This is a genomic window from Halothece sp. PCC 7418 (assembly GCF_000317635.1).
Classification (GTDB): Bacteria; Cyanobacteriota; Cyanobacteriia; order Cyanobacteriales; family Rubidibacteraceae; genus Halothece.
The window spans coordinates 530,575-546,206 of record NC_019779.1 but is presented as its reverse complement, the minus strand read 5'-3'; the positions used below and the strand labels follow the sequence as shown (position 1 = coordinate 546,206).

Here is a 15,632-nt window from a genome sequence, read left to right as displayed (position 1 = left end):
TTTATGACCACTGTTTTACACGCTCGTCCCAAAGGTTTTGTTTCCACGCCAACCATTGATCGCATTAGTCGTCGGGCTTGGCGTTATCTTCAATCTGGCTTTTCCATTCACTTGCGTGGACCTGCTGGTACGGGTAAAACGACCCTAGCTATGCACCTCGCAGATTTACTCAATCGTCCGATTATGCTGTTGTATGGGGATGATGAATTTAAAAGCACTGATTTAATCGGGAGTAATACGGGTTACACCCGCAAAAAAGTTGTGGATAACTATATCCATAGTGTGGTGAAAGAAGAAGATGAACTGCGCCAGCAATGGGTCGATTCTCGCCTGACCATGGCGTGTCGAGAAGGCTTTACCCTTGTATATGACGAGTTTAATCGCTCTCCCCCAGAAGTGAATAATGTTTTATTATCCGCATTAGAAGAAAAATTATTAGTGCTTCCCCCTGATAGCCATCGCTCTGAATATGTGCGGGTGAGTCCGAATTTTAGGGCAATTTTTACCTCCAACCCCGAAGAATATTGGGGCGTTCATGGAACACAAGATGCGCTGCTCGATCGCGTGGTGACGATTAATGTTCCTGAACCCGATCTTGAAACGCAACGAGAGATTATTGTGCAAAAAGTGGGAATTAATGCAGATGACGGCGATATGATTGTCAATTTTGTTCGTAACTTTCGCGATCGCGCTGAAATGGAAAATTCCTCGGGTTTACGCTCTTGTTTAATGATTGCACAAGTCTGTCATCAACATGAAATTCCTGTTCAAACCAGTAACGAAGACTTCCAAGATATTTGTTACGACATTCTCACCTCTCGCTGTCCCCTTTCTACCCAAGAATCCATCAGTCTTTTAGAACAACTCTTTCGGGAGTACGAACTAGAATTGGTTGTGGAAGATGAGGATGAGGATGTACCATCAGTGATTGTAGAAGGAGAAACTGAAGACTTATCCTCTGATGAAAAACCGCATCTTCGGCTCTCTCATCCCTTTGGCAACACCGAAAACGATTAAATCCTCTCACTCTGTAGCTCACGTAGCGATCAAAACTCGTGGTTAACCCGAACACCAATAAACCCAAGTCTTACCAGTCCAAAGGAATCACCAATAGCACCCAATCTTCTAGCCTTGCGGATATTTTAGAACGAGTCCTCGATAAAGGAATCGTTATCGCTGGCGATATTACCGTTTCTGTCGGTTCAACGGAACTGTTAAGCATTCGCATTCGACTGCTTGTTTCTTCCGTGGATAAAGCCCGAGAACTGGGGATTAACTGGTGGGAAGGTGATCCTTATCTCTCCAGTCAAGCCAATCTCCTGAAAGAAGAAAATCAAGCGTTGCAAAACCGACTGGAAAATATGGAAGCAGAGTTGCGTCGCCTGAAAGGAGAAACGAATCCCGAACCGTCTTTTCTCAGTGAATCAGAGGACAACTCATGACCCCACCCCGCACCTTAAAAGATATTCAAACCGCAAGCAATATTCCCCAAAACCGTTACTTAAAATCCTTGAATCGGTTACAGTCTAAGCGCACTCCTGTTTCTCTCAAGAAAGTACCGTATAGCACCCGTGAACCGCAACGCGCCCCCGTGAAGTGTGAGGATAATTTAACCGCGACAAGTTACCGTCATGTCTTTAAAATGAAGGTAGTTCCCCCAAGTGTCCGTCTGCAAATCGCGCAAATTAAACGCCTTGGTCTTTTAAAGTGAGGAAACTCCCATGACTGACAAAAAACAATTTATTCCCTCTGAAAAATATCGTCAAATGCTTGTTCGTGACGGTGAACGCCGTTTTCAAGAATGGCATCATAACTATATTAATTATCGCAAACAATATCTGAAGGAAATCTCTGAAAAGAAGTAGGCGCAAGTGTCAGCAGACGAAAGTAACCTCAGCCAAGTTAATCTTAATCCCGCCACGTCTAACTCAGATGCGGGGTTAGCCCCCTTACTCTTAACCGTAACCGAACTGATTCGTCAGTTAATGGAAGCGCAAGTGATTCGGCGGATGGATGGAGGGTTATTAAATGAAGAAGAGCTCGATCGCGCTGGGGATAGTTTACAACGGCTCGAAGCAGAAATCATCCGTTTATGTGAAATCTTTGAGATTGATCCCAAAGATCTCAATGTTGACTTAGGAGAGTTAGGAACATTAATGCCCAAAAACGGGGGATATTATCCTGGGGAAAGCTCCGATGATCCTTCTATTTTAGAACTGCTCGATCGGATTCTCCACAAAGGGGTGGTTATTGATGGTAATCTTGACCTTGGGATTGCTCAACTCAGTCTCATTCAAGCAAGACTCCATCTCGTTCTGACCTCACAACCGATTAATGGGAAGTAACTTATGGCGGAAGGTTTCTATTTGTATGGTATTTTTCCCCCACCGGGACCGCAAACAATCGCAGTACAGGGCTTAGACAAGCAACCCATTTTCTCCCACACCGTAGAAGGCTTCACCTTTCTCTATTCCGAAGCCCAACAATCTCGTTATTTAGCCAGCCGTCGCAACTTAATCACTCATACAAAAGTTTTAGAAGAAGCAATGGAACAGGGATTCCGCACTCTGCTTCCGTTACAATTTGGATTAGTCGTTCCCGACTGGGAGAGTGTCAGTCAAGATTTACTTCAACATCAATCAGAAACGCTGCAACTCTTATTTCAAAGATTAGAAGGAAAACGAGAAGTTAGCTTAAAGATTTATTGGGAAACTGATGCAGAATTAAACGCCCTTTTAGAGGAGAATCCAGACTTAAAAGCGCGACGGGATAACTTAGAAGGGAAAAATTTAAGTATGGATGAAGTCATTCAAATTGGACAAGCGTTAGAACAAGCAATGGAAAGGAGAAAACAAGAAGTTATCACCCGCTTTGAAGATGCTTTAATCCCATTTGCTGTGGAAACGCAGGAAAATGATGTTCTGACTGAAACAATGATTTATAATACCGCTTTTCTGATTCCGTGGGAGTCTGAACCCGAATTTGGCGAAGCGGTGGAAACAGTTGATGCTGAATTTGCACCGCGTCTCAAAATTCGTTATAACAATTTTACCCCTCCTTATAATTTTGTTGAATTACGAGAATAATATATAGCACTTCCCAATCTCATGAGGTACATTCTAAATTTTGGTTCTTCGTTCTTTGTTATTTGTTGGTTGTTAATCAATGAACCACGAACCATGAACATCCACCGACGCTTTGTACCTCAACCAACTAGGAAACGCTATAGTGAGGCGGAGAACAAATAACAAATAACAGAAAAATGGTTTTTAAACTCTTACTGCTTCCGATTACTGGACCCATTGAAGGTGTTACTTGGCTAGGAGAGCAAATCTTAGAACGCGCTAATCAAGAATTAGATGAAAAAGAAAACTTAAATAAGCGACTACTTAGCTTACAATTGTCCCTTGATTTAGGAGAAATTTCTGAGGAAGAATATGACGAACAAGAGGAAGAAATTTTGTTAGCAATGCAGGCGATGGAAGATGAAGAAAATAATCAAGCTGAGGAAGAGACTGATTGAGCTCTCCACGGACTAATAGCATTTCGATAAACTAGATTAAGGTGGGAAGTGCCCACCCTACGAGATATGAGATCCGCTTAGAATCCTCGTTGATTTTTTCCGCAAAGTTTAAAGATAAGGACGGGCGAGATAGTAACTGGTAATTGATTTTGCATCCACTCTCGGATCGCCACTATGAATTAATTGTTCAAATTCTTCTGGAGTGTAAAGCACAACATCAATGTCTTCATCATCATCTTGTGCGGGTGGGGTTTCTAATTTTTCTAAATCGGTGGCTAAAAAACTATAGATATATTCGTCAGAGTAGCCTGGTGCGAGGGGAAATTTGCCTAAATCGCGCCACTGTTTTGCATGATAACCCGTTTCTTCTTCAATCTCTCGTTTAATGGTTTCTGCGGGGGCTTCATCTACTTCCACGGTTCCGGCGGGAAATTCTAATAGGCGTTGTTTGAGGGGAATGCGATATTGATCGACTAATACTAATTTTCCTTCTGCGGTGACGGGGACTGCTAATGCGCCACCAGGATGACGAATGCACTCCCATTCTCCTTCTACCCCGTTGGCGAGGCGGAGATGGCTGACTTCAAAACTAAACTTGCGTCCTTGATAGTGGAGACGTTCTTTCAGGAGTTGGGGCGTGGAATCATTCATAGAAATTCATTATTGAAGTTTTTGTAAGACACCAGAACAGTCGATGTTTTCTTTCAGTTGCGCGATCGCGCATCCTGTTACTGGATCAATCCAATTCGGGGCAATTTCAGCAAGGGGAACTAAAACAAACGCCCGTTCTCTCATGCGCGGATGAGGCAGTTGTAAGTCCTCGGTTTCTATTACCTGATCATCATATAAAAGGAGATCTAAATCAAGGGTACGCGCTCCCCAACGTTCTTGGCGCACGCGCCCAAATGCGGTTTCAATTTGGAGTAAAGTGGCTAAGAGCTCCCCAGGGGATAAGGAACTAGTCAATAAAGCACAGCCATTGAGATAATTGGGTTGAGCAGGTCCAATGGGGAGGGTTTCATACCAACTGGAAACCGCGTTTACCTTCACTGCAGGATCAGTTCCTAATTGGTGAATCGCTTGTTCCAGGATGTTTTGAGAATCACCTAAATTACTCCCTAGCGCGATCGCGCTAGGGATTTCTTCCCTTGTACTCATAAAAAACTCACTCAAGATTTAAAACTCTAAGAAACAATAGAAGTAATTGTTGTTCAGTTATTGATCATGCGATGCCTACGGCTTGGTCTTCGATCTATGCGTACTCAACCCCAAAATCTTGTTCTCATTGGTGGCGGTCATAGTCATGCCATTTTACTACGGATGTGGCAACTGCACACCCTCGCTGATGTCCGCTTAAAACTCCTCAGTAATACCGAAAAAACCCCCTATTCGGGAATGTTACCCGCTCATGTAGCGGGACTCTATACCTATGATGAAACCCATATTAATTTACCGCCTCTGGCTCAACAAGCCCAAGCAGAATTTTATTCGGATCAAGCAGTCGGTTTAGATCTCAAGCATAAACAGATTTTTTGTCTCAATCGTCCGCCTTTAACCTTTGATAAAGTTTCCATTGATATTGGTTCTACCCCTGCAATGTTTACTGTTCCAGGGGCGAAAGACTATGCAGTTCCTGCAAAACCCGTTTCTGTCTTTCTCCAGTATTGGTATCAATTTCTGGAAACGGTAGAAGCCAGCCCTCAGCAAGGGCGAACCCTTGCGATTGTTGGCGGTGGTGCGGGTGGGGTAGAACTCGCTTTAAATATGCAGCAACGTCTCCAGCAACTCGGCGATCAAGTGTCGATTCATTTATTCCAACGAGAAAGGGAATTATTACTGGATAAAGGGAAATGGGTGCGTCAACATTTAGCCTCTTTACTGGAAAAACGAGGAATTAAACTGCATTTGGGAGAAGCAGTGAGTGAAGTTTTTCCCGATAAATTAGTTTGTGAATCAGGATTCACCCTAGAAACAGATCTGATATTTTGGGTGACACAAGCAAGCGCACCCACTTGGATCAAAGAGAGTGGTTTAGCGACTGATGAGCGCGGATTTATTCTCGTCAATGACTATTTACAATCCCTTTCTCATCCCTTTGTCTTTGCTGCGGGGGATATTGCAACCATGGTCAATCATCCCCGTCCGAAAGCGGGTGTTTTTGCGGTGCGACAAGGAAAACCCCTGTTTCAGAATCTACAACGGACAATTTTAGGAAAACCTTTGAAGCCCTATCATCCGCAAAAGAATTATCTCAGTTTAATTGGAACTGGAGATGAAAGCGCGATCGCGTCGTGGGGAAATTTGGGCTGTCATTCTCCTCTCCTTTGGCGTTGGAAAGATCAGATTGACCGAAAGTTTATGGCGCAGTTTCCCGATTAAGCGAGGATTGTTCCGCCCATTAGTTTCAAATACCGCCGTTCTAATTCTTTTTGCAAACGGGGATAGTCCTCTAAATTTTGATCCGTAAACATTAGTTTCTCCGCTGCTTCTCTGGCTAACACTAAGACTTCTTGATCTTCCACTAAACTGGCTAAAGCAAAATCAGGAAGTCCCGACTGGCGTTTTCCTAGCACTTCTCCAGGTCCGCGAAAACGCATATCCATCTCGGAGATAAAAAAGCCGTCGCGAGATTGTTCTAATACTCCTAAGCGTTGTTTGGCGGTATCGGTTTTTGAGCCACTGACTAAAATACAATAAGATTTATGGTCTCCCCGTCCCACTCTTCCTCGCAGTTGGTGCAGTTGCGATAAGCCAAACCGTTCCGCATTTTCAATTAACATCACCGTTGCGTTGGGAACATCCACGCCCACTTCAATCACGGTTGTGGAAACAATGACTTGGGTTTCATTCTCCCGAAAGGCGTTCAACGCTTCATCTTTTTCTTGGGAACTCATGCGCCCATGGAGTAACCCCACCTTAAACTCAGGAAAGATACTTTCTTGCAATTTTTTCTGTTCTTCAATGGCGGAACGAACCTCTAATTTTTCTGATTCTTCCACTAACGGTAAAACAATATACGCCTGTCTTCCTTGGGCGATTTCGCGACGGATTAAATCATAGGCTTGGCGACGGTCTTTTCCTGATAAAGCGGTGGTTTGAATGTCTTGTCGTCCTGGAGGAAGTTCGTCTATTTGAGAGACATCTAAATCGCCGTGTAGGGTTAAAGCCAGGGTGCGGGGAATGGGGGTTGCAGTCATGCTGAGAACATGGGGAGAATGACCTTTATTGAGTAAGCGCGATCGCTGCTGAACCCCAAAGCGATGTTGTTCGTCTATCACCACTAAGCCTAAGCGTTGAAAGTTCACTGGATCTTGAATTAAGGCATGAGTTCCCACCAGTAAGGGGAGTTCTCCCGTTGCTAACTGTTGATGAATTTCCCGTCGTTTGGCGGTTTTCGTGGATCCCGTGAGCAGTTCCACGGGAAGATGTAATAAGTTGAACCAACCCACCAGTTTACGATAATGTTGTTCGGCGAGGACTTCGGTGGGAGCCATTAATGCAGCTTGATAGCCCGATTGAATCGCAGCGAGAATCGCAAATACCGCAACCACAGTTTTCCCTGACCCCACATCCCCTTGCACCAGACGATTCATGGGGGTTTCCGAATTTAAGTCTTGCAGAATATCACTCACCACTCGCTGTTGGGCGGTAGTCAGTTGAAAGGGGAGGACTTCCTTAAATTGGTCAATGAGTTTTCCCGTGGGGTTGAGGATGACACTTTGCTGGGTTTCTTTTTGTTGTTGACGACGACTGAGAAACCCCAGTTGCAGGAAGAAAAATTCATCAAAAATCAAACGTCTTCTGGCGTGGGCGAGGGTATCATGGTCGGGCGGAAAATGCAGGTTACTCACCGCTTCTGGGAGGGAAAGAAAACCATATTGTTGACGCAGGTGAGAGGGAAGGGGATCTTTGAGTTTTTCCGCTGCGGGTAAAACAGTCATCACAGCTTTACGAATGACATCCGCAGATACGCCTTCGGTTAAAGGATAAACGGGTAACACGCGCCCAATATTAATCGAATCAATTTCACCTCCAGGGGAGTCTAAGAGTTCAATTTCGGGGTTATCGAGGGTAATTCCATATTTATTCTTTTTCACCAGCCCTGATGCAGCCACGATCGCGCTGCGCGGATATAATTTCTTTTGTTTCTCTTGCCAACCGCGATTGGTAAACCGATTTCCCGCAAAAAAGCGACTTAACTTCACTTCCCCAGTGCGATCTTTAATCGTCAGTTGAAAAATACTCAGTTTCTTATTTTTTGGACTGGTAAAACAATTACAGCTTTTTACAGTTCCGACAATCGTGACTGTTTCCCCTTCGACTAAGTCGCCAATATTCACTTGTTGCGCGTAGTCAATATGTTCCCGAGGGTAATAAAACAGAACATCCCGCACCGTTTCTAACCCCAGACGATAGAGGCTTTTGGTGTGATTTCTGCCAATACCAGGGGCTTCGGTGAGGGGTTGTTCGGGTTCGAGATAATGACTGCCATGAGTCACGGGATTTTTTGCCTTCACTTGCAGTTGGGGAGAAGAGTGCGGTTGTTTTCCTTCTTGGACATCTTTGAGGAGACGACTGGCTTTCACCACCAGTTGCTGACGTTCCGTTAAACTTTTTTCCCCATAACTGGCAAAGGCTTGGGCTAATTCTTGCCAACGCTGTTGTTGTTCCCGAGTGGCTTGGGGCGGAACTTTCCCAAAGGTTAAACAGAGAAACTCACTAAAGCGATATTGTTTCCCCATGATGTCAGAATACCCTCCTTTCGCTTCGACGGCGAGGGCTTTATGGAGGCGTTCCCAGTCGAGACTGCTTGTGTCCGTCATCGTCGTACCCACTGCTATTCTAAGCGCGTTCCTTATTTATGGTACTGTCTTGATTGCTGAAATTGCTGGTTGAAGCCCAGAGTCCTTACGGCTGGAATTGATTAACAAAGGCTTGATGTTCTGGAGAGGTTAAGCCCTGTTGTAACGTTTGAATCACTTGGTGTCGATTGCCTTGTAGTAAATCAGTCACTGCTAACCATAAACCTGGAAAAACTTGTGATCGAATAACCCCTGTTTCATCTTTTTCTAACAAAAAATAGTGGTCATTATTTAAGCAAAACCAATCTAATTTCTGTTCTAAAACTTGCCAGACTAAATATTCTTTCACACCATTCCGTTCATAAGCATTTTTCTTTTCGTAGAGATCGATTGCGCTGCTGCTAGCTGCCACTTCCACAATTAATTCGGGTGCGCCTTCAATATAATCATCCTCACTAATTCGAGTTTGTCCACCAGCTGCCAATAATAAAACAGCATCCGGTTGCGGTTCATTGGAGGCATCAAGCCGTACCGTTGGATTATCCCCTAGTTCCACATTCGGGGTCACAAGCCAATAGCTAGATAACCAAGCCATGATTAAAGCGTGTGGTTGACTGTGACTCCTAAATCTTAACGCTGCGGGCATATAAACTACTCCCTCAATCAATTCCGCTTGTTCATAACCCGCACTCATTACGTGACAGCGTCGTTCAAATTCATCCCGAGTGAGATGATCCCCATTTTCTAGGGGAGGAAGGTTGGATAATGGAAACGTTTCTAGACTCATGGGACTGGTTATGCTTAATCTTCGTGCCAACTGCTGCGCCAGGCGAGTTCTGCTTGCGCGATCGCGCGTTCTCTAGTTAATTTCTGATACTGTTCATCTAGTTGTTGTAACTGCTGTTCAAGATTACGTAACGTGCGCCGTTTCGTGTTTAAACTGGGTGCTGCAAACTCTAATTCTCCCACTCGCAACCGCACAATCGCCAGATGAATCACTTCATTTTCTTCATCTTGATGACTACTTTTGTCTTGATGTTTTCGTTCCAGTTCTAACATCAAATGTAAGACACCTGGAGAGCGATTACTCATAGAACCTGTCCCTTCTGATTGAATCGCAGCATCAATCATTTCTTTGGGAAACTCTTGCGGTAAAACTCCCGCTTTTCGTAAGATTTCATTGGCCTCACTTGACACATTTTCTAAAATCATCGTGATCGCCTCGGCTTGTAACTGACACCATTCCCTCACTTTTGGTGGAGTTTGATCATCGGGTTCCGACTCTTTTTGTCCTGAGTTGAGTAAGGCTTGTAAAGTCTCAATATTAAACTGATTTTCTGTATTTTCTGTATTTTCTGTATTTTCTGTATTTTCTGTTTCTTCTTCTGCTGATAACATTTCCTCTAAGGCTTGGGCTTGTTCATCATTCCATTCAATACGCTGTAAGACCTCTCCGCCTAACTTTAAATTCGCAGTTGCCTCTTTTCCTAAGTCACGAATTTTCTTTTGTAAAGCCTGCTGTTCTGATAAAGATAACTTCAAAAAGCCTTCTGGATATTCTTGGGTGCAAATTTGATAAACCGAAAAGACCAGCTGATTTTTTAGCGTTTCTCCTAAAAGTTCAATATAATCTTGATAGGCGGTTTCAATTTTTTGCGCGATCGCGCTCACCTGATTTTCTAACGCTTCTAAATCCGTTTCTATTTGCTGAATAGGTCTAACCATATATTATTAGTCATTAGTCATTGGTCATTGATAAAAAAGGCAAAAGTTAGCGCGAACACTCCCTTTTGCCCTTCCATTGTATAGGCTCTGATCTTTCAAAAAACAAGCAGTTATTCTGCAGTCGATTGCTCTTCTGTATCTCCGTCTTCACCTAAAACGAAACGAGCAAAGCGTCTGACCTGAATATTTTCCCCTAGGGTAGCAATTCCCTGCTTAATATACTCATCCACCGTGATGCTTTGATCTTTCACAAAAGGCTGATCTAACAAAGAGAGTTCTTTCAAACGTTTATCAATTCGTCCTTGAACAATTTTCTCTTTAATATTATCGGGTTTGCCTTGTAGATCTTCGCGCCCTTTTTCAATTTCTTTTTCTCGTTCCACAATCTCTTGCGGAACATCATCGGTGGAGACATATTCCACATTGCTATAGGCTGCAACCTGCATGGCAATATCCCGAACAATGGTTTGGAACTCCTCACGACGGGCAACAAAATCAGTTTCACAGTTCACTTCAATTAAAACACCAATGCGTCCGCCGGTGTGGATGTAACTTTCAATAATACCTTCACTTGCTGCTCGCCCTTGCTTTTTCTCTGCCGAGGTGATGCCTTTTTGACGCAACCATTCCATGGCTTTAGTTACATCACCATCACTTTCAGAAAGTGCTTTTTTACAATCCATCATCCCTGCGCCGGTTTTTTCGCGCAACTCTTTAACCAGTTTTGCTGATATTTCCGCCATGTCACCTTTTCCTTTTCTATAAGACAAGTCATGTAAACAGTTATCAAAGCCTCAGCCATAAAAACTGAGGCTTGGCATCAGGAAAGTTTATACTTTAATTTCCCTGACAGAGGAAGCTGGCTTCCTTTTCTTGGTGAAACCACTAAGCCCTTTGAGCAGTGTAACACCGTTATTGCATCAAAAAGAGAGGGTTTTTTTCCGACTCAGCAAGCAAAGATTATTCTTCTTCACTCTCCCCCACAGCAGCCATTTCCGAATCCGCTTCAGAGGTCATTTCTTCTTCCTCGTCATCTTCTTCTTGGTAAGTGTCAATGCCTTCGTCAAATTCATCATACTCGGCTTCAGTTTCCATATCGAGTTCGCCATGACGACCCTCATAGATAGCATTGGCGAGTTTGCCAACAATTAGTTTAACCGAACGAATCGCATCATCATTAGCGGGAATGGGAAGATCGGCTAATGCTGGGTCACAGTTGGTATCCAACATAGAAATAATGGGAATACCGAGTTTCTGACATTCCATGATGGCGTTATGTTCCCGACGTTGATCCACAATGACCACGATATCGGGAAGGCGACGCATCATTTTAATGCCACCAAGATATTTTTGCAGTTTTTCCAGTTCCCGTCCTAATACGGCTGCTTCTTTTTTGGGACGACGCGCCATTGCCCCGCTTTCTTTCAGACGCTCTAACTCTTTCAAGCGTTCCACACGGGTTTTAATGGTTTCCCAGTTAGTCAGCATTCCCCCTAACCAGCGTTGGTTCACATAAAATGCACCACAGCGACTGGCTTCTTGAGCAATAATCCCTGCTGCTTGGCGTTTCGTTCCCACAAACAACACTTTTTGTCCTTTCGCGGACGCATCTTGGAGGTAGCTGTAGGCTTCTTCCATGAGTTGTGCTGTTTGCACCAAGTCAATGATATGCACCCCATTCCGTGCGGTGTAGATATAAGGGCGCATTGCAGGATGCCAACGACGGGTTTGGTGTCCAAAGTGAACACCAGATTCGAGTAATTCTCGGAGGGTAATAACGGACATAACTTTTGCTTCTCCTATTCGGGTTTATCCTCCACCTAGGGGGAATTTCCAATTCGGAAACACCCGAAGCCCTAGATGTGCGAATTGAATTCAATTTTTAGCCCTACTAGGATAGCATTTTTTTTCTTGACCAGCGACCTTAACTCAGAAACCGAAGGGCTTCATCCACATCTAACAGATAAATCCCTTCTTTTTTTTCTTGTTCTTCAAACTTGACAAAAGTGACAAAACGAGCAATGCCATAAAGATTGGTTTGACGATAGACGGTGGGTAAAGGTTGAATTTCATCGTAAGGCAATTCCATCATATTCGGTAAACTATAAATTGGAATGCCACAAAATTCTCCCTGACGGCTTTGGGTCAGAATTAAAAAATCAGCAGTTTGTTGCGGATCTGCTTCAGTTTTATAGCGCAAATGGCGATGTAAGTTTAACAAAGTAATGCTTTGTTTTTCTAACATCACTAAGCCAAATCCTTCAAAGTGCTGAGTGAGTTCAGGAGGGCTTTCAATGACTTGTAAAACGGCATTAATGGGTAAGGCAAAAAAGTAATCTCCCAGAGGAAAGACAATCACTCTGAGCAGTTCTTGATTTTCCTCATTGAGATCAGAAGAAGAGAAATTAAAATTATGAGAGAGAGTCGATAAATTATTCATTTTAATTGGTTCTTGGTGATTTGGGATCTCATTGGCAGTGACACGATTTATTCTAGATTTTTACCGACTGCGCCGAGTAAGTCTTGGTCTAAATAGGGCTTCGTTAAATAATCAGACGCGCCTAATTCCATGGCAATGCGTTGGTATTTATCACGGGTGCGCGAGGTCAGTACAATTACGGGAATTTGCGAAAGTTCAGGATTTTGGCGGGTCGCCCCAATAAATTCTAAACCGTTCATCCGAGGCATTTCTAAGTCACAGACAATCAAATCGACTTTTGCCCCTTGTTGTAATTGGTCGAGGGCATCTTGACCGTCTTTGGCTTGTATGACGTGATGTCCTGCTTTTTGCATAATCATGGACAGGGTTTGTCGCTCGGTAATGGAGTCATCAATCACAAGCAAGGTTCGGAATTGTTCTTTATCAATGGGAAGAGGAGTTTTACTGCTAGTGGTCGGGGAAGAGTGATCATCATGGATGCTTTTGAGATCTTCTTCTTGGGTCTGATGAACACTATAGGGATTGGTATAGTCTTCGGTGAGCCGTTGATGAGCGAGGGCTGCTTGTTTTTGACTGGGAAGACTTGGGGGTTGTTGGGGGTTTCGTTGGGGAAGAAGGGAACTGCTGCTACTGAGATGGGCTTGGCTATGGTTGAGGAGGGCTGCACCATCAACAACAAGACTCAGTTGACCGTCAGGAAGAATGGTACAGCCATAGGCATAACTGGGCGGTGGTACGGTCATAGAGAAGGGTTTTAAGACTAACTCTTGTTCTTCGAGAATGGTATCAATCTCTAAGGCGACGAGCCCGTCTGGAGTGCGGATGAGTAAAAGCGGTGTTACGCCTTCTTCTGCTGTTAGAAGTGTCGTTTCTTGCTGGAGTTCGATATCGGACTTAGTCTGGGTTTGCAGAAGATAGTTGGCATTGCGCTGATAGTTTAAGAGGTTGGTTAAGCCATAAATGGGAATACTGATCGGGTTTTCTTCTTTGCGCGATCGCCATTGCAAGACTTTGCGACTACCTAACCATTTAACTTGATCTTCCTCTGGAATCAGCACTTGTTCCACTTCATCGGCAATAAAGCTATACATTCCATTTCCCGCTTTACACACTAACAAACGAGCGTTCATTAACGCGCCTCGGATTTGCAGATAAAAGGTTGTTCCCACGCCAACTTCACTTTCAACGGTGACAGACCCGTTAATTTTCTGCATTTGGGAATAAACCACATCTAAACCAATCCCTCGCCCTGAGAGATCTGTGGCGTTAGCAACAGTGGAAAAACCAGGCTCACAAAGCACCCGCAGCAGTTGGTCTTCGGGATGGGGAGATTTGCGAATTGCTTGCACTTGGCTCGTTGTAATCAGATTTTTTTCTAACGCCCGTTGACAGATTTTTTCCACATCTAACCCGCGTCCATCGTCTCTTACCTCAACAATGGTGCGGTTTCCTTGGTTATAGGCACGAATGAAAATTTGTCCTGTGCTTGGTTTGCCTTGTTGTTGTCGTTCTTGGGGGGATTCAATACCATGGTCAAAAGCATTGCGAACAATATGGAGTAAGGCATCATAGAGATTTTCGGTAATCGCTTTATCCACTAAAACTTGTACGCCACTCTGTTTCAGTTCCACTGCCTTGTTATAAGATTGACTGAGTTTTCTCACCATGGGCGGAAACCGATTTAGAACTTTCTCAATGGGTAGCATTCGTACCCCTTCTAGGGCATCTCGAAGCTGACGAGAGAGGCGTTGTTCTCGTTCCACTGAAGTGGCATTTGATCTCGCAAGATGATTCACATCATCCAGGGCTTGTTCCAGTTGGCTATTTTCTTCTAGAGAAGCGTATAAGAACTGAGCAAAGTCGCTGTTGGCATATTCAGCAGGAAGTTTATCTCGGAGTTGGAATAGGGTGCGTCGATGTTGAGAGAGCCAACCGCCCAGTTTTTGTAATGCGGATTGATATTGTTCATCCCGCAGTGATAAAAGGTTTTGGTTAATGGAAAGTTCCCCAACGAGATGATTGAGGTTTTCCACTTGTTCTAAATCAACCCGAATGCTGACTCGATTGCGAGGGGTACTGGCTTGTTGATGGAATTGAGAAGATTCTAGCTCTGGATCGTGACTGGTTTCTGTTTTTGGTTTTTCTTCGGAAGTGGGGACAAGTTGAGATTGGGGTGGGGCGGTTGGTTCGGGAGTTGGTTGTGGTTCGACCTCGGTTTCTGATGTCGAGGCTGCTGCAAATGAGGCGAAGGGATCTTCTTCCTCGTTAGTGTCAAAAGTACCAAATGTATCTTCAAGAGAGAGAGAATCGTCTTCGCGGGTGGCTGTGGTTTCGGTGAAGGTGTCTTCAGCAAAGCCTTTGAGGATTTCTGAGGGTTCTCCCCCGCGATCGCGCTCTCCATTTAAAACCTGTTCTCTGGCTTCATGAAGATTATTCAAAATCTCTTGAGTAATATCACCTGCTGCTTGTGGATGCTGTTGAAGGGCTTTAAGACCCGTTTGAGCAATCTCTTTAAATCCTTCTAACCCCAAAGATTCGGCTAAGCCCACAAACACTTCCATCTGAGTGCTTACCGCTTCTGCAATCTCCTGTGAGTCTGTTGTTTCATTTAAAGTGGATTCAATCTGTTCAATGCGTTGTTTGACCCCGACTTGAAACACCGATTGGGTCATATCAAACCCGAGTTCAGAAGAAGAGAGCACTGCGGGTTCTTCATCAAAGCAATCCCCCAGTTTATCTTGCAGTTGAGCAAAAATTCCTTCCGCCCGTTTCAGGTTTTGCTCATCACTTGTATTATTTCCTTGTATTTCGTTGTTATAGGCGACTCGCAAGCATTCGTAAATATCAAGCAGAAGAGTTTGCACTTCACTATCAAAGACAGCATTGGGAGAAAGGAGTGCGCCAAACACATCTTCCAGATGATGAGAAATTTGTTTAATGGTATCCCGTCCCACATTAGCAGCAGCCCCTTTGAGGGTGTGAGTTGCCCGCATTAAGCCGTGAACGGTGGGTCGGCTGTGATCTTCTTGAATATTATAGATTCCCGTTTCTACCTGTTCGAGGAGATCGGGGGCTTCATTACGAAAGAGTTCGTAACTCTGTTGGCGGATTTCTTCATCGGTAGTCATCGTTCTTGGTTCTT

The 15,632-nt window shown here is 44.1% G+C and carries 17 protein-coding genes; 8 read left to right on the top strand and 9 right to left on the bottom strand.

Annotated elements, in window-relative coordinates:
* Positions 1-3 precede the first annotated feature (3 nt).
* The 7 genes from gvpN (at position 4) to PCC7418_RS02455 (ending at position 3,523) form a co-directional block, all read left to right on the top strand.
* Entirely contained in the window at positions 4-1,017 is a 1,014-nt protein-coding gene (gene gvpN / locus PCC7418_RS02480) for a gas vesicle protein GvpN (protein ID WP_015224596.1), read from the top strand.
* Positions 1,018-1,055: 38 nt separating this feature from the next.
* On the top strand, positions 1,056-1,442 hold the full coding sequence (locus PCC7418_RS02475; RefSeq protein ID WP_015224595.1) for a gas vesicle protein: 387 nt from the start codon (positions 1,056-1,058) through the stop codon (positions 1,440-1,442).
* Positions 1,439-1,711, top strand: coding sequence for a hypothetical protein (locus PCC7418_RS02470; RefSeq protein WP_015224594.1), 273 nt, complete (start codon positions 1,439-1,441; stop codon positions 1,709-1,711). The genes PCC7418_RS02475 and PCC7418_RS02470 overlap by 4 nt, the downstream gene beginning before the upstream one ends.
* A 10-nt stretch (positions 1,712-1,721) precedes the next feature.
* The gene (locus tag PCC7418_RS20390) at positions 1,722-1,865 is read left to right on the top strand and encodes a hypothetical protein (RefSeq protein WP_015224593.1); all 144 of its coding nucleotides are present in this window, start codon (positions 1,722-1,724) and stop codon (positions 1,863-1,865) included.
* A gap of 6 nt (positions 1,866-1,871) precedes the next feature.
* Complete coding sequence (locus PCC7418_RS02465) at positions 1,872-2,345, top strand: gas vesicle protein K (RefSeq protein WP_015224592.1); 474 nt, start codon at positions 1,872-1,874, stop codon at positions 2,343-2,345.
* A gap of 3 nt (positions 2,346-2,348) precedes the next feature.
* Entirely contained in the window at positions 2,349-3,086 is a 738-nt protein-coding gene (locus PCC7418_RS02460; protein WP_015224591.1) for a GvpL/GvpF family gas vesicle protein, read from the top strand.
* Positions 3,087-3,262: 176 nt separating this feature from the next.
* Positions 3,263-3,523 (top strand): gas vesicle protein GvpG, encoded by a 261-nt coding sequence (locus PCC7418_RS02455; RefSeq protein ID WP_015224590.1) that lies wholly within the window; start codon positions 3,263-3,265, stop codon positions 3,521-3,523.
* A 108-nt stretch (positions 3,524-3,631) separates the two neighbouring features.
* Here the strand turns inward: PCC7418_RS02455 and PCC7418_RS02450 are convergent, their stop codons facing one another.
* Both PCC7418_RS02450 and folK read right to left on the bottom strand, forming a co-directional pair.
* Positions 3,632-4,174 (bottom strand): NUDIX hydrolase, encoded by a 543-nt coding sequence (locus PCC7418_RS02450; protein ID WP_015224589.1) that lies wholly within the window; start codon positions 4,172-4,174, stop codon positions 3,632-3,634.
* 9 nt (positions 4,175-4,183) lie between these two features.
* Positions 4,184-4,681, bottom strand: a complete 498-nt coding sequence (gene folK / locus PCC7418_RS02445) for a 2-amino-4-hydroxy-6-hydroxymethyldihydropteridine diphosphokinase (RefSeq protein ID WP_015224588.1) — start codon at positions 4,679-4,681, stop codon at positions 4,184-4,186.
* 96 nt (positions 4,682-4,777) lie between these two features.
* On the opposite strand from folK, the gene PCC7418_RS02440 reads away from it, so the two are divergent.
* The gene (locus tag PCC7418_RS02440; protein WP_015224587.1) at positions 4,778-5,902 is read left to right on the top strand and encodes an FAD-dependent oxidoreductase; all 1,125 of its coding nucleotides are present in this window, start codon (positions 4,778-4,780) and stop codon (positions 5,900-5,902) included.
* On the opposite strand, the gene recG is transcribed toward PCC7418_RS02440, so the two are convergent.
* The 7 genes from recG to PCC7418_RS02405 all read right to left on the bottom strand — a co-directional run bounded on the left by recG (position 5,899) and on the right by PCC7418_RS02405 (position 15,618).
* Positions 5,899-8,346 carry an ATP-dependent DNA helicase RecG gene (gene recG, locus PCC7418_RS02435; protein ID WP_015224586.1) on the bottom strand — a complete coding sequence of 816 codons (2,448 nt, stop codon included), beginning with the start codon at positions 8,344-8,346 and terminating at the stop codon, positions 5,899-5,901. The genes PCC7418_RS02440 and recG overlap by 4 nt on opposite strands.
* Before the next feature lie 85 nt (positions 8,347-8,431).
* The gene (locus tag PCC7418_RS02430) at positions 8,432-9,112 is read right to left on the bottom strand and encodes a Uma2 family endonuclease (RefSeq protein ID WP_015224585.1); all 681 of its coding nucleotides are present in this window, start codon (positions 9,110-9,112) and stop codon (positions 8,432-8,434) included.
* A 14-nt stretch (positions 9,113-9,126) separates the two neighbouring features.
* A complete protein-coding gene (locus PCC7418_RS02425) occupies positions 9,127-10,050 on the bottom strand; it encodes a hypothetical protein (protein ID WP_015224584.1) in 924 nt (307 codons plus the stop codon).
* Between the two features lie 110 nt (positions 10,051-10,160).
* Positions 10,161-10,793, bottom strand: coding sequence for a translation elongation factor Ts (gene tsf / locus PCC7418_RS02420; RefSeq protein WP_015224583.1), 633 nt, complete (start codon positions 10,791-10,793; stop codon positions 10,161-10,163).
* Positions 10,794-11,010: 217 nt separating this feature from the next.
* Positions 11,011-11,835, bottom strand: a complete 825-nt coding sequence (rpsB, locus tag PCC7418_RS02415) for a 30S ribosomal protein S2 (protein ID WP_015224582.1) — start codon at positions 11,833-11,835, stop codon at positions 11,011-11,013.
* 139 nt (positions 11,836-11,974) lie between these two features.
* A complete protein-coding gene (locus tag PCC7418_RS02410; RefSeq protein WP_015224581.1) occupies positions 11,975-12,490 on the bottom strand; it encodes a chemotaxis protein CheW in 516 nt (171 codons plus the stop codon).
* A gap of 47 nt (positions 12,491-12,537) precedes the next feature.
* Entirely contained in the window at positions 12,538-15,618 is a 3,081-nt protein-coding gene (locus PCC7418_RS02405) for a hybrid sensor histidine kinase/response regulator (protein ID WP_015224580.1), read from the bottom strand.
* Positions 15,619-15,632 lie beyond the last annotated feature (14 nt).

Coding starts and splice junctions, on each gene's coding strand:
- gvpN (WP_015224596.1), top strand. CDS start 4: ATGACCACTGTTTTACACGCTCGTCCCAAAGGTTTTGTTTCCACGCCA.
- PCC7418_RS02425 (WP_015224584.1), bottom strand. CDS start 10,050: ATGGTTAGACCTATTCAGCAAATAGAAACGGATTTAGAAGCGTTAGAA.
- PCC7418_RS02460 (WP_015224591.1), top strand. CDS start 2,349: ATGGCGGAAGGTTTCTATTTGTATGGTATTTTTCCCCCACCGGGACCG.
- PCC7418_RS02430 (WP_015224585.1), bottom strand. CDS start 9,112: ATGAGTCTAGAAACGTTTCCATTATCCAACCTTCCTCCCCTAGAAAAT.
- tsf (WP_015224583.1), bottom strand. CDS start 10,793: ATGGCGGAAATATCAGCAAAACTGGTTAAAGAGTTGCGCGAAAAAACC.
- rpsB (WP_015224582.1), bottom strand. CDS start 11,835: ATGTCCGTTATTACCCTCCGAGAATTACTCGAATCTGGTGTTCACTTT.
- PCC7418_RS02450 (WP_015224589.1), bottom strand. CDS start 4,174: ATGAATGATTCCACGCCCCAACTCCTGAAAGAACGTCTCCACTATCAA.
- PCC7418_RS02470 (WP_015224594.1), top strand. CDS start 1,439: ATGACCCCACCCCGCACCTTAAAAGATATTCAAACCGCAAGCAATATT.
- PCC7418_RS02440 (WP_015224587.1), top strand. CDS start 4,778: ATGCGTACTCAACCCCAAAATCTTGTTCTCATTGGTGGCGGTCATAGT.
- folK (WP_015224588.1), bottom strand. CDS start 4,681: ATGAGTACAAGGGAAGAAATCCCTAGCGCGATCGCGCTAGGGAGTAAT.
- PCC7418_RS02455 (WP_015224590.1), top strand. CDS start 3,263: ATGGTTTTTAAACTCTTACTGCTTCCGATTACTGGACCCATTGAAGGT.
- recG (WP_015224586.1), bottom strand. CDS start 8,346: ATGACGGACACAAGCAGTCTCGACTGGGAACGCCTCCATAAAGCCCTC.
- PCC7418_RS02405 (WP_015224580.1), bottom strand. CDS start 15,618: ATGACTACCGATGAAGAAATCCGCCAACAGAGTTACGAACTCTTTCGT.
- PCC7418_RS02410 (WP_015224581.1), bottom strand. CDS start 12,490: ATGAATAATTTATCGACTCTCTCTCATAATTTTAATTTCTCTTCTTCT.
- PCC7418_RS20390 (WP_015224593.1), top strand. CDS start 1,722: ATGACTGACAAAAAACAATTTATTCCCTCTGAAAAATATCGTCAAATG.